This is a genomic window from Flavitalea sp., assembly GCF_035489435.1.
Lineage (GTDB): Bacteria > Bacteroidota > Bacteroidia > Chitinophagales > Chitinophagaceae > DATHKG01.
This window is the reverse complement of sequence record NZ_DATHKG010000130.1, coordinates 19627-30932: the sequence shown is the minus strand read 5'-3', so window position 1 is coordinate 30932 and position 11306 is coordinate 19627. Positions and strand designations below refer to the sequence as shown.

11 protein-coding genes are annotated in these 11306 nt (G+C 41.6%); 9 read left to right on the top strand and 2 right to left on the bottom strand.

What is annotated here, in order from left to right; all coding sequences use genetic code 11:
* Window positions 1-144 (bottom strand): metallophosphoesterase (locus VK664_RS20500; protein ID WP_461400570.1); only part of this gene is annotated, 144 nt, incomplete at its 3' end.
* Window positions 145-680: 536 nt separating this feature from the next.
* Window positions 681-2681 carry a sensor histidine kinase gene (locus tag VK664_RS20495; RefSeq protein ID WP_461400568.1) on the bottom strand — a complete coding sequence of 667 codons (2001 nt, stop codon included), beginning with the start codon at window positions 2679-2681 and terminating at the stop codon, window positions 681-683.
* Between the two features lie 853 nt (window positions 2682-3534).
* Here VK664_RS20495 and VK664_RS20490 point away from each other — a divergent pair.
* From VK664_RS20490 to VK664_RS20450, 9 genes are all read left to right on the top strand, one after another.
* Entirely contained in the window at window positions 3535-3972 is a 438-nt protein-coding gene (locus tag VK664_RS20490; protein ID WP_461400567.1) for an Hsp20/alpha crystallin family protein, read from the top strand.
* Window positions 3973-4039: 67 nt separating this feature from the next.
* Entirely contained in the window at window positions 4040-5002 is a 963-nt protein-coding gene (locus VK664_RS20485) for a YfdX family protein (protein WP_461400566.1), read from the top strand.
* An 86-nt stretch (window positions 5003-5088) separates the two neighbouring features.
* Window positions 5089-5670: an HdeD family acid-resistance protein gene (locus tag VK664_RS20480; protein WP_461400565.1), complete on the top strand. Its 582-nt coding sequence runs from the start codon at window positions 5089-5091 to the stop codon at window positions 5668-5670.
* Between the two features lie 150 nt (window positions 5671-5820).
* The gene (locus tag VK664_RS20475; RefSeq protein WP_461400569.1) at window positions 5821-6027 is read left to right on the top strand and encodes a DUF4136 domain-containing protein; all 207 of its coding nucleotides are present in this window, start codon (window positions 5821-5823) and stop codon (window positions 6025-6027) included.
* Between the two features lie 107 nt (window positions 6028-6134).
* The gene (locus VK664_RS20470; RefSeq protein ID WP_461400564.1) at window positions 6135-6521 is read left to right on the top strand and encodes a response regulator; all 387 of its coding nucleotides are present in this window, start codon (window positions 6135-6137) and stop codon (window positions 6519-6521) included.
* A gap of 82 nt (window positions 6522-6603) precedes the next feature.
* Window positions 6604-7269 (top strand): BON domain-containing protein, encoded by a 666-nt coding sequence (locus VK664_RS20465; RefSeq protein ID WP_461400563.1) that lies wholly within the window; start codon window positions 6604-6606, stop codon window positions 7267-7269.
* Between the two features lie 180 nt (window positions 7270-7449).
* A complete protein-coding gene (locus VK664_RS20460; protein ID WP_461400562.1) occupies window positions 7450-8481 on the top strand; it encodes a helix-turn-helix domain-containing protein in 1032 nt (343 codons plus the stop codon).
* A 118-nt stretch (window positions 8482-8599) separates the two neighbouring features.
* Window positions 8600-9085 carry a (2Fe-2S)-binding protein gene (locus tag VK664_RS20455; protein WP_461400561.1) on the top strand — a complete coding sequence of 162 codons (486 nt, stop codon included), beginning with the start codon at window positions 8600-8602 and terminating at the stop codon, window positions 9083-9085.
* Window positions 9072-11264: a xanthine dehydrogenase family protein molybdopterin-binding subunit gene (locus tag VK664_RS20450; RefSeq protein WP_461400560.1), complete on the top strand. Its 2193-nt coding sequence runs from the start codon at window positions 9072-9074 to the stop codon at window positions 11262-11264. The genes VK664_RS20455 and VK664_RS20450 overlap by 14 nt, the downstream gene beginning before the upstream one ends.
* Window positions 11265-11306 lie beyond the last annotated feature (42 nt).

Here is an 11306-nt window from a genome sequence, read left to right as displayed (position 1 = left end):
ATCACCGCTGATAAGCAATACATCTATTTGCTCCGTTTTGAGGGTTTGAATAAGCCAATCAAGGAATTGCTGATGTTCCCATCCCCGATCATACTCATGGAAAAGTTGACCTAAATGCCAATCGGCTGTGTGTAAAATTTTCATAGAAAAAAAATTGTCTCAGTATGGAGAATCTGAATTAAAAAGCTCAGTTGATGGAGAATATTTTTCACGGCAAGGCTTATTGGTTATGGTCCAATATACCATTAATTATAAAATAAAATCCTGTCCCAGGGAATTTGTGAATCAAAATAAATATTTTTCGGCAATCCTGCTGATCTACACTCTTCTTAGTGCAAGTCGTTTCGACTACTCATAACAGTTATGATTAATTAAGATCAACAAAAACAGATGATTATTCAACAGTTATCAATTCGTTGAACAGGCTCAACTAAAGACTTATAATGGATGCGGTTTTTAATTGATATTATGAGATCCTTCAACTGCATGTATAAAGGGTATCTAAAAAGAGGTCATCCATCCTGAAAACCAAAGTATAAATAGGGCTGTAGCTGCAACATCATTTAGTTTTAAAAAAAGAAGAATCACTGAAATGATCGTAAATCCTGGACGCTACATTCAACACGTGGATGACCGCGATCTTTACTTTTCCCTTAACCTGGCCAATATTCCAATGTCCATCAGGAAATATTCTTAATTGTTTCTGATGGGAAGAAACAATTGAACGTAGCTCCATGAAAGTTGCTGCTTTCTGCGGTTATAAAACCCTGGTGAATAACCATTATCTTTTTGCATACGGGTAAACCCATTCCTGAACCTTTATATTTCCCTTTGTCGTGAAGTCTGAAAAACAGGGAAAAGATATCTTTTGCATATTGGTTATCAAATCCGATACCGTTGTCTATAATCGATACAACCGTAAATTTAATGTTGCCCATGACATCGTTGCTGTGAAGGTTTATGCCATCAAGGCAGTAATATTTTATTAAAATGTTTGGTTTTCTATCCGGCGACCTGAATTTTATCGCGTTTACAATTAAATGCCGAAGAAGCAGTGCTATCAAGACTGGTTGACCTATTACATTGGGAAGATTATCATAATTAATAGTCGTTCCGGTTTCAGCAATCTGATCCTTCAACTCATTTTCCAATGTTTTTATAGTGTCGTTTAGGTCAACCTGTATTTCAACCGTGTTGGAATGGATCGTAGAATAGAAGATAATATCCTCAGTAAGTAATTTCAGCTTTTGAAATGACGACTGGATTCTTCTCAAATCCGCTTTACTACCATTTGAAAGATATTTACCGTCCCTGGTGATTGTGTTTTCTAAGAGAGTATAGAGATGCCGGAAAGTTTCTTTGTATTCATGTCCGGCAACATTTGCGAAGAGATTTAATTCTGAATTGCAGGACTCAAATTCCAGATTTTTAATCACAAGCATCTGGCTCAGCCGCCTGATATTTTCCTCAGATTGCTTTTGTGTATTAATATTTGTAATAAATGAAATGATTTGGGTCGCGACTCCGGAGGTATCTCTTGCGAAAACTTTACTGCTGGTTTTATACCATTGCCAATCACCTTTACGCATTTTCAGCCTGTGCTCAATTTCCAATATTTCTCCATCATGCAATTTGTTTCTTTCACTCATAAATTGTTGAACTGCTACCTGGTCATCAGGATGTATCAACAAAGCTATCCATTGGTCGTTACTCAACTGAAAAATTTGCCCGGACGTATCGCCGAGATCCATTAGCCGATTTTCATTGGCATAGATGATCTTGTTTTCCCCGATTGAATAAACGGTGATAATAGCAGGCACAGTATTCATTATATCCTCCAAAAAAATTTTGCTTTGTTCTAATTGCCGTTCTGTTTCCTTGTATCGGGTGATATTCCGTGAAACCTTGATATATTGAGTGGGACGGCCTTGTTCATTTTGTTCGAAGACACGTCCGAGGGAGGTATACCAGATCCAATTACCGTCTTTTGACAGAATGCGTCCCTCATATTCTTTCACCTCATTTTCGGATGCGGTTTCGAAACTATTCCTGAATTCAAGTACTTTCTGGCGATCATCAGGATGGTGTAAAAACAGTGTTCGGTTGAGAGTCAGATCCCTGATCTCAAAACTTGTGTATCCGAGATCTTCATAAATTATCCGATTTGAATAAATCACTTCCTGTTTTTCGATATCAACGACCTGTATGATATCAGGTGTCATACTTCCTATATGCTCGGCAAAATGTGTTTGCTGCTCGGCCTGTTTCTCTGATTGAACACGTTCGGTTACATCTTCGCGGAATATAATCATTCCGTCCTCCAGCTTTTTAGCTTTAAAGTGCAACCATTTACTAATTTCGCACTCATGAAAGTGGAAAATGCCATCCAGCGCCTCTTTTCTTTCAACTACATTTACCAATTTGTCAAACAAACCCGAGCTTATTGATTCAGGGAATTCTTCGAGGTAAAGTTTGTTTTCAAACTCAGGTTTTTCTGGAAACTCTTTCAGGTCATTACTGATGATCATTATTCTGAAATTCGTGATCAGGCCTATTTCGCTTCTAACAGGTTTTAATATCTGTATCATGTTAAAAACAAAATCAAAAAGTGCCTGTACAAAGTTTTCTTTGAATGGCATATCCAACTTCAAACTCAGAGAAGTTCTAAATTTACTGTTCATACATTTCGCATAAAAATGAAGGAAATAAATACCAATGAATAAATTAAAGATCAACTCTTGCGAACTGATGGATCAATAAGAACTCGCAATAAACCAGTGATCTTATAGTATGTAGCTGCTTCAGCAATTGGGGTGAAGTTGCCGGTAGAGTAATTCATTAGGCATTACGAATGTAAGAATCTCGCCCTTGGAGATACAAAGGTCAAAGTGCCGCGACACCGTCTTATCTCATTAGGTGCTACTCTTGTATAAATGTAGCTAATTTCTATTGGTAAGGGTTTCTTGTCGTAATCTTTTTTCGTGAAACTGATCTGACGGAAGCAGGTTGTACACGGAATTTGTCAGGTCGGGGTGCTGATCGCCAACGTATCAAACTAAATCAGGATCAATACAAAGTTTGCACCGAACGCGCATCAGTCAACTTCGCCAGCCGCCTCATTTTGTAACCATGTATGCTAAGCTTAATACGGAAACGATTTATATGGAAGCAATGCATCATAAAAGATCTGCAAAAATATTTTTAAAAAAGTCAAATTAATATTTGGTATTACCGTTGCAATAGTTTTAGCTTTGTATTACCAATAAGCAATCTCCCCAAATTGCTTTTGACACTACATCCCGCAAGAAGGCGGTCAGCATGTTTATCTTCGTTGGAGCTAAAAATTCAAATTACATCAATTAACGAAAGCCTTAAGAGTCACTGTGAAACAGCTTCAGGCAATAGCCGTATTAATCAACCGCTATTTCCTGGAAACGCGTGCTATTCTTTAGCTATCCCTACCCTCTTAAAACCAGGAAGAATTGAGGTTACAAAAGATCAAATAAAATCAAACCAAAAAAAGGGAGTGTATCTATGGCAAATATTATCAAAAAAGGCCTGGAACCTAACCGTTCCATTATCCGTAATTTTTTTGATGTCGGCAGTTTTTTTGACGACAGCTGGCTGTCGCGTTTGGAGAAGAACTATCCCGCAGTCAACATCTCCGAGAGTGAGAAGGAGTACAATTTGGAACTCATTGTTCCGGGCTTTAAAAAAGAAGATATAAAAATAAAGACAGACGATGACTTACTTACCATTAGTGCAGAAAGTAAATCCGAATCAAAAGATGATAGTAAAAAGGATTACACACGGCGTGAATACACTTACAGTGCATTTACACGCACCTTTCAATTGCCGGAGTACGTCAACGGCGAAGCGATCGAAGCGCACTATGTTGATGGTGTGTTACAGGTTAAAATCCCAAAAAACCAAACCCAGGTTAGGAATGAAAAGGAGGTCCCTATTGATTAAGAAGGAAGTTATTCCTGTCAACCTGGATTAAGGGCAACAAATTTATTAATCTAAAACGGTAAGTGCTATGAAAAATATTTTGGCAATGGTTGCGCTAATTATTTATATAGGATATCTAATATCCTGTAATGAAAATAGAAGTCCGACAATTAATAGCCCGGCGTCAGGTAGAGACACAAATACAGGTATAGCCAAGCCTCCTGAAGCGAATCTTTCTCCACAGAAGGTACAGGATCGGATTAACAAGGAAATTCATGAAGCATTGGCAGCTTCAAACGATTCAATAAAAGGGGAAGCAGTTATGGTGATTGCCGAAACACATAACGCCATTCGTCAGCTGCTGGACAGCAACTATACCGCTGCTATAAAAGCAATCGAGAGAGCCTTGGGAAAAGCGGAAGCTATTACCATAGTCAACCCTCATATGGGATTTGTGCCGGTTGGAGCAGGGGTGATTGTTCGGGACCTGATGACAGATATGGAAACGCTTAAAGAGGCCAAGGATGACATTGAAGACCTTACAGACAAGGGATATTTGCAAACCGTAAGGCAATTGGTAGATGTTATGGTCAGCGAAATCAGCATCACTACCTCCAACCTTCCTTTGGGAACTTATCCTGCGGCGCTAAAGACAGCTGTAGAATTAACCAGGGAAAACAGGGCTGCAGATGCCGCACTTTTATTGAATGCTGCCCTTAACACAATAGTAGTGATCGACAGGTCTATTCCATTGCCTTTGGTGCGTGCCGAACTAATGTTGGCAACCGCAGATTCATTAATTGCTGCAACCAATAATATCAAGGAGGAAGAGATCAATTCACTTCTTGACAATGCAGATTATCAAATTCGGTTTGCGGAAGAACTGGGATATGGCAAAAGAGATGCTGAGTTTAAAGAATTCCGTGATGATATCAAAGAATTGAAAAAGGAAGTAAAGGATAAGGGTTCCGACAGGCAAAACATGATCAGCCGTTTAAGAATGAAACTGAATGCATTTAAAAAGAGAATATCCCCTGAGACCAAAAAGTAGTCGAGTTTGCACAACGGGCTTTACTGGGCTTTCGTGGAATAAATTGGGAATGAAACAATAGTCTAAAAATCTTAAACTATACTATTATGCCTACAATTACGCCTGTTGTCGGCAGCGGTGTTCGCTACTGGTGGGTTTTTCTTCTGCGCGCTTTGTTATTTCTCATTGCCGGCTTTCTTACTTTTCGTTATCCGATTGAAAGTTATTTGACTTTAAGCATTTTGATGGGTGTTACCATGCTCTTAACTGGTATAATAGAGATGGTCTATGCACTATCAAACCGTAAAACGAATGGATGGGGCTTGCGGCTGTTCGCTGCAATTGTTGATCTTATCCTTGGCATAATCCTCGTAATGAATATCGGGCTCAGCATGGCTGTACTGCCATTCTTCGTGGGCTTGTGGTTTTTATTTCGGGGCATCACCTTGCTAAGCTTTTCGGGAATAGCAAGAGACACCGCCAGTATGGCGTGGATGATCGCCGGGGGCATATTATTGATATCGGTTGCTCTGCTTATTATGATCCAGCCCGTTATTGGAGCGTTAACCATTATCACCTGGACGGCAATTGGATTTTTCGCGGCAGGTATTTTCAACATCGTCCTCGCCTTTCAGTTAAAAGGCGCAGACAAAATTTTAATCAAAGGAGATTTAAATGAAATTCAATAAATTTTTATTTCCAGCGGCTTTATCTTTTTTTTTGGGGTTTTCCTGCTCCGGACCGGTATATGTACAAAAAGACCCATCTGTAAACCTGTCGAATTATCGTAATTACATGTGGGTTGAGGGGTTTTCTACAATCCTTTCAGGCGACGTTGGATCACCATTTATTATCCTCCGCAGTTCATGGGCTACGACACTTACCTGGTGCCCGTAAAAGAGGGTACGATCATCATTACTATGATTGATTCAAAAACAGAAAAAGTTGTGTGGGAGGGCTGGACAACCGAACGTCTCAATCATGCCAAGATCACGGATAAGGAAATAGAGAAGAGCGTAAATAATATATTCCGAAAGTTTGCTTAAAGGTACTACAGATGTTCTTTTCTTCCTCCATACTTAACGATTATTGTCCTTCTGACGGGGATACTATTATAGGGGATACTATTATAATTACGTAATAAATATTGAGCATGGAAAAAATGATTCTCTTGGTTGATGATGACGAAGATGAGTTTGAACTATTCATTGAAGCATTGCACGAAACGCATTTCACCTGCGATTGCATTTTTGCCAAAACTGCAGAGCAAGCATTAAACCTTCTTTGTTACACTGTTCCGGATACTATTTTTCTCGACTACAATATGCCTAAAATAAATGGATTGAAATGTCTTACAAAAATTAAACAAATAACCAATCTGAAAGATGTTCCAGTTATTTTATACTCCAACGCAATTACTGACGAATTAAGCAAAATTGCAATTTCTCTTGGGGCTACGTTGTGTATTAAAAAGCCTAATAAATTCAATACCCTGGTAGAAATTCTCCATCAGGTTCTAACGAATCGATGGAGAAATTAAAGTGCATTTCAGAGTCAGAAATCTTGTCCAAAAGTTTTTCTTAATAATTACTTTAATGACACATTAAAAAAAGGAGGTCAAAATGAAAACAGATCATGAAATCCTGAAAGACGTTCAGGACGAACTGAAGTGGGATCCTTATCTCAGCTCAAGTGAGATTGGCGTATCGGTAAAAGATGGAATTGTAACTCTTACAGGCGTTGTTGATTCTTACTGGAAAAAGCTTGCGGCGGAAAATGCAATTAAAAAGGTTGCAGGGGTAACAGTGGTAGTTCAAAAGATTGAGGTCAGGTTATCGGACAGCGGAAAAAGAAAGGACAGTGACATTGCCGAAGCAATTCAAAGCGCATTTAAATGGTCGGTACTGGTGCCGAAAGACAAAATAAAAATCAAGGTAGAAAATGGCTGGGTAACGTTGGAGGGAGATGTTGAATGGGAATTCCAAAAAAATGCTGCCCGGAAAGCAGTCGAAAAGCTTGAGGGTGTTGCAGGCGTCACCAACAATGTAAAAGTTACTCCTAAAGCGCTTCCAGGCGAGATCAAGCAAAAGATTAAATCTGCCTTTTTGAGAAGCGCAACTTTTGATTCGGAAAGGATCAATGTGAACGTTGATGGCAGTACCGTGAGGCTGAGTGGAAAAGTTCGTTCCTGGGCAGAAAAGAAAGAGGCGGAAAGACAATCGTGGCTTGCGCCCGGTGTAACGAGAGTGGAGAATGATATTGAAATTGATACGGAGGTCTATGCCTGATTTATTTTAGCGCAGTTTTTGTTGATCACTTAGAGCAGCACCCGGGTAGTTCCGGGTGCTTTAATGTGTATTTTTCCTGTCCAGCTTTCGTCAAAACGAAACAGGAGCTATAAAATGCCCTCTTTTTATGTATGACGCTTAACTTGGCGGAGAGACTGGAAGTCAGTAATTTAGAATCTTATGGAGATGTCATTCGAAATGCTTTTGGTTAGCAGCAGCATAGGTGCCTTTCAGAGTGCTTTTTTTGGGATTTACCTTTTCGCCGTGCGGAAAGGGCGTTCGATCGCCAACTTGCTGTTGGCTCTGCTGCTAATCGCTTTCGCGATCCGGATATTCAAATCAGTCGGATACTACTTTTCAAATGGTCATCTCATCCCGAACTTGCTCATGAATTTCGGATTTGGCACTAACCTTGCGATCTTGCCGCTGCTGTGGCTTTACCTGAATGCATTCATAAATAAAGAGTATCGATTTTCCTGGCACTATGATTTCATCCAGTTAATTCCGAGTGTAATAGTGCTGCTGCTTAGCCCGTTTCTGACCGACTATTTCTGGATGAATCAGTACGGCTATACGATTTCTCTTTTGTCAATGTTGGCCTATTTACCATTCTGTTTTATCCTGATCAAAAAACATCAGAGCCGGCTTACTAAAATCCGGCGGCTGTGGGTTATTAGTCTGACCGTGGGTGTAACCGCCGTTTGGTGTGGCTATCTTGGAAATTTCGTGTTTGGAATTGTTCCCTATATCGCTTCTCCGGTGTTGTTTTCGGTAGTGATTTGTTTCCTGAGTTTTCTTGCTTTAAGGGAAGGGTCGATTTTCAAGCTTGAAACGAAATACGAAAGTTCGACCTACACACAAGTGCAGATTGATGCTTGTTATGCGCGGTTGCAGCAACTGCTGACTCAAAGCCAGCCCTTCCGGGCTACAGGGATCACCCTTCCCAAACTTGCCGGGCAGCTAGCTGTTACGCCAAACCTTCTTTCCGAAACCATAAACAAAAAGACAGGATTCAATTTGCCGGATTTTATCAACAGCTATCGCGTGCGTGATGCTAAAGCAATGTTGGAAAATCCTGAGTATGACAATCAAAAGATCGCGACAATAGCATTTGAAACCGGGTTCAACAGCCTTTCAGTTTTTAACACAGCTTTCAAGAAATTCACATCGACGACTCCTTCAGCTTTCCGTAAGTCTCTTAACAAGCGCTAGAGATTATTTTTCACTACCTGTTTTACACTTCAGTCAGAGGTTATTACGCATTCGAAAGAGTTCGCCCTGGCAGTTAATTAGTTTTGAGCTGTTCGTTTTGCTCAAAATAAATTACGCTATGCCCAAATACACCCTTACGATAAACAAAAAACAATACATCGTCGAGGCCGATTCCGATGTTCCCCTGGTATGGATCTTAAGAGATTATGTAGGACTGAAAGGCACCAAGTTTGGTTGCGGAATCGCTTCATGTGGTGCCTGCACGATTCACTTGAACGGAAACACGGCAAGATCCTGCCAGTTGCGGATCTCCACACTGCCAGCCAATGCTCAAATCACTACAATCGAGGGAATCAGTGAAAAAGGGTATCATGTTGTGCAGCAGGCATGGCTTGAAATCCAGGTGCCTCAATGTGGCTACTGTCAATCCGGACAAATCATGTCGGCTGTTGCACTTCTGAAGCAAAAGCCAAATCCTACAGACAAAGAAATAGACAAGGCCATGGCCGGAAACCTTTGCCGCTGCGGTACTTATGACCGCATTCGAAAAGCTATTCATCTGGCGGCAGAAATAGAATCCGGAATTAAAAATGGAAGCAAGTAAAAAAACTATGACAACAGCACCAAAGAACACAAATCGCCGTGATTTCATCAAGACATCGGGCCTTGCTTTGACAGGACTACTGATTGGCCTGGACACGAAAGCCAATATCCTCAACCTCTCTGGCAGCGTAGTGGAGGACCTCAAAGAAATAAACCCGTTCATCCGGATTGGAATTGATAATGCTATCACCATCATCAACCCCAGGCCATGCATGGGACAAGGTACTATTCAAGCGGTCCCGGCGATGATCCTTGAAGAGCTTGAAGTCGATATGGAACAGGTGACAATTATTCAGAGCGACGGTCAAAGCAAATTTGGCGCGCAGACTTCGGGAAATAGCAGCTCGATTCGCCGGCTTTGGATTCCGCTTCGTAAAGCAGGCGCAGCAACAAAAGAAATGCTCATCCAGGCTGCGGCCAGCAAATGGAAAATTGTGCCAGGTCAATGTTATGCCTCCGGGGCCAGGGTCTACAGAAAGGATAATGGAGAAAGTTTTTCATATGGTGAACTGGTAGAAGACGCATCTAAACTTCCCGTCCCTCAGGACCCCGTGCTCAAGCAAAAGCATGAATTCAGGATTTTAGGGAAGCCAGCCAGGCGTTTTGACTTAGCAGATCGCCTGACAGGGAAAGCAGTCTACGGACTTGATGTTGAAGTACCCTTAATGGTCTATGCTGCCATTCTGCATAGCCCGATGATCTTTGGTAAATTGTTAACTATCGACGAGGTGGAAACAATGAAAATTCCCGGCGTCCTCAAGGTGCTGCAATGTGAACGAACAATGATATATACCACCACGGATTCTGTTGCCGTGATAGCCTCCAACTGGTGGGCGGCAAACAAAGGCCGTGCAGCGCTCAAGGTCACCTGGGACAATTCGGACCTGGAAAAAACGCTTGACAATGAGGAGTATTCATCGCGGTGTTACGCAGCAGCGAAGAAAGAAGGTATTCGTTTTGAAGAAAACAATGACTTTCCTGGTAAGTTTGCTGCGGCGCCTTTCAAGCTCGACGTTACATATGAAACTCCGTTTCTGTCTCATGTTCCGATAGAACCGGAAACGGCAACGGCGCATGTGAAGGAAGATGGTTCGATTGAACTGTGGGCACCTATTCAAGGTCCCGGTGAAGCCTTAGGAGAAATCTCCCGCTACCTCAATACGCCGGAGGATAAAATAAAAATCAATGTGACACTGATGGGTGGGTCATTCGGACGGAAAGCCTACATGGATTTTATAAAGGAAGCATGCTTTCTTTCAAACAAACTTAAAGTGCCTGTAAAAGTTATCTGGACAAGAGGCGACGATATAGGGCAAGGCCCCTACCGGCCCATGTTGATACAGCACATGCAGGGTTTCGTGGAGGGGGATAAAATTGCAGGCTTTCATCATCATATGATCGGTGAATCGATCCTGGGCCAGGTTTTCAAAGGGCTTAAGGATGACCAGGCTGATCCATGGATTGGCGAAGAGTCAAGTCCACATAATAACAAGTATATTTTTAGACAGGCGCACAAGATTAGTTGGACCAATGTTAAGACGGTGATCCCCATCATGTGGTGGCGCGCTGTGAATGCATCCAACATTGGTTGGGGCCAGGAATGTTTTATAGATGAGCTCGCACACCTGGCTGGAAAAGACCCATACCAGGCCAGGCTCGATATAATTGAGGACGAACGGTTCATCAGGGTCCTGCAAACACTTGCTGAAAAAGTAAACTACAACCAAAAACTACCTGGGGGCACGGGTCGCGGCATTGGCATCACCAGGGCATTTGGAACGATCGTCGCTTGCTGCATCACTGTGACAAAATCCGGTAACGGGGTAAAGCTCGATAGTGTTATTTCCGTTATCGATTGCGGCATGTATGTAAATTCCGATACAGTGAAGGCGCAAACCGAAGGAAATATCATTATGGGTATTACCGCGGCAATCAAGCCAGGTATTGTTTTCAAAAATGGAATCTGTGAACAAAACAACTTTAACAATTACCCCATTCTGAGGATCAATGAAACGCCTCCGATCAAAGTATATGTTATGGAGAACAGTGAGATGCCCGGGGGTGTCGGTGAAGCAGGTCTTCCCCCGGTTGCCCCGGCACTGGGCAATGCTATTTTTGCCGCTACCGGGATTCGGAAAAGAAAATTACCAATTGACATCAATAACCTGGAATCCGTTTGACCCAGTATTAGCAGGCATCGTTAAGGTTAAATTTCAACGACT

What these genes read in the sequence shown, in the direction of transcription:
- VK664_RS20495 (WP_461400568.1), bottom strand. Translation starts at nt 2,681, where the DNA reads ATGAACAGTAAATTTAGAACTTCTCTGAGTTTGAAGTTGGATATGCCA.
- VK664_RS20490 (WP_461400567.1), top strand. Translation starts at nt 3,535, where the DNA reads ATGGCAAATATTATCAAAAAAGGCCTGGAACCTAACCGTTCCATTATC.
- VK664_RS20485 (WP_461400566.1), top strand. Translation starts at nt 4,040, where the DNA reads ATGAAAAATATTTTGGCAATGGTTGCGCTAATTATTTATATAGGATAT.
- VK664_RS20480 (WP_461400565.1), top strand. Translation starts at nt 5,089, where the DNA reads ATGCCTACAATTACGCCTGTTGTCGGCAGCGGTGTTCGCTACTGGTGG.
- VK664_RS20470 (WP_461400564.1), top strand. Translation starts at nt 6,135, where the DNA reads ATGGAAAAAATGATTCTCTTGGTTGATGATGACGAAGATGAGTTTGAA.
- VK664_RS20465 (WP_461400563.1), top strand. Translation starts at nt 6,604, where the DNA reads ATGAAAACAGATCATGAAATCCTGAAAGACGTTCAGGACGAACTGAAG.
- VK664_RS20460 (WP_461400562.1), top strand. Translation starts at nt 7,450, where the DNA reads ATGGAGATGTCATTCGAAATGCTTTTGGTTAGCAGCAGCATAGGTGCC.
- VK664_RS20455 (WP_461400561.1), top strand. Translation starts at nt 8,600, where the DNA reads ATGCCCAAATACACCCTTACGATAAACAAAAAACAATACATCGTCGAG.
- VK664_RS20450 (WP_461400560.1), top strand. Translation starts at nt 9,072, where the DNA reads ATGGAAGCAAGTAAAAAAACTATGACAACAGCACCAAAGAACACAAAT.